A 1,949-nucleotide genomic window follows, 5' to 3' on the forward strand; every position below is an offset into this window, starting at 1 on the left:
GCTTGTTAAAAGCAGCATCGTAGCTACAAATGACAAGGGAAGATCAAAAATATCAGTTGTTAATGCATGACTGTCACTTGGCACTTTATTTTTAAGAGCTAAATAGGTGGCAAAAAGTGATCCGAACAGAACTGTCTCTCCTCCAAGGAAGAACCAGAATCCCATGAACTTGTTTTTCCCCTCAAGGGTCGCCTTTTCAGGGGAGGCTGGCCAGGTCTTTGGCGTGAATTTTTCTTCAGCGTGCATTATGCCTTACCCCCTTTATCATCATCCATTAAATCTTCTTTGTGAATATGATAACCATGATCATCGATTACAGATCTAAGGAACATTGCTCCTAGAGTGATGAGCATTCCAATGACTAATACTGGAATTGCCCATGCTTCTCCATCCGGACGATACATGGCTCCGAAAGCGGCAACGAACAATCCGAATGAAATGATTAGTGGCAAAATCGAGTTATTCGGCATGTGAATATCGCCAATCGGTTCAGCCGGAGTAAGTCCATTCTTACCCTCCATTTTCTCTAACCAGTAAGCGTCCAAACCACGGATAAGCGGTGTTTGCTTGAAGTTATAGAATGGCGGCGGTGATGGAATCGCCCATTCGATTGTACGGCCGTCACCCCAAGGGTCATTACCCACTTTAACGCCTTTAACCTGAGTCATAATAATGTTGAAGACCAGGATGATGACAGCTAAGCCCATAAATCCTGCTCCAATTGAACTTACAAGATTTCCTGTTTCAAACCCTTGTCCAGGCAAGAACTTCCAAATTCGACGCGGCATACCCATAAGTCCTAAGAAATGCTGGATGAAGAATGTTAAATGGAATCCGATAAAGAACAACCAAAATGAGATTTTCCCAAGGAAATCATTTAGCATCGTACCGAACATTTTTGGCCAATAGTAGTGTGTACCTGCTAATAGTGCAAATACTACCCCGCCAACGATAACGTAGTGGAAGTGAGCAACTACGAAATACGTATCATGAAATTGATAGTCGGCTGCAGCGGAAGCAAGCATAATTCCTGTAACTCCACCTGCTACGAAGGAAGGAATGAAAGCAACTGCATACAACATAGGAGTTGTAAATTTCATGCTTCCCCCCCACATCGTGAGAAGCCAGTTAAAGATTTTAATACCCGTGGGAACTGCAATAGCCATCGTCGCTACAGCAAAGATTGCATTTGCGATTGGACCAAGACCTACCGTGAACATGTGGTGGGCCCATACCATGAATCCTAAGAAACCGATCAATACGGTAGCGAAAACCATGGAAGAATAACCAAACAGACGTTTTCTAGAGAAATGCGGAATGATTTCAGAGAAAATTCCGAAGGCCGGCAGTACAAGGATGTAAACTTCCGGGTGTCCAAAGATCCAGAAGAAATGCTCCCAGATGATTGTGTTCCCTCCATTTGCTACATCAAAGAAATTCGATCCGAACATACGGTCGAACATCATCAAGAATAGTCCGACTGTCAATGCTGGAAATGCAAATAAGATAAGTGCTGATGTAACGAACGCTGTCCACGTGAACAACGGCATACGCATGTATGTCATACCAGGGGCACGCATATTAATGATCGTAACAAGGAAGTTGATACCACCAATCAATGTACCTGCACCGGCTATCTGTAAACCTAATACGTAAAAGTCAACACCATGACCTTCCGATGCAATGGATAATGATGCGTATGATGTCCATCCTGCATCAGGTGCTCCGCCCATGAACCATGAAAGGTTAAGGAATACTCCTCCAAAGAAGAATAACCAGAATCCAAGTGAATTCACGAATGGAAACGCTACGTCACGAGCACCGATTTGTAAAGGAACAACGGCATTCATAAATGCAAAGATCAATGGCATGGCAGCCAAGAATATCATCGTTGTACCGTGCATTGTCAATACTTCATTGTATAAGCCTGCACTAATAAAGTCACTATT

1 protein-coding gene and 1 pseudogene are annotated in these 1,949 nt (G+C 43.3%); both read right to left on the bottom strand.

From position 1 onward, the window contains the following. A pseudogene (locus tag HP456_RS23420) lies at positions 1-246 on the bottom strand (cytochrome (ubi)quinol oxidase subunit III); the annotation flags it as partial. After that, positions 246-1,949: cbb3-type cytochrome c oxidase subunit I (locus HP456_RS23425; protein ID WP_172255524.1), on the bottom strand; the 1,704-nt coding region annotated here is incomplete at its 5' end. The pseudogene HP456_RS23420 and the gene HP456_RS23425, both read right to left, overlap by 1 nt.

This window comes from Bacillus haikouensis (genome assembly GCF_013179555.1).
Lineage (GTDB): Bacteria > Bacillota > Bacilli > Bacillales > Bacillaceae_B > Rossellomorea > Rossellomorea haikouensis_A.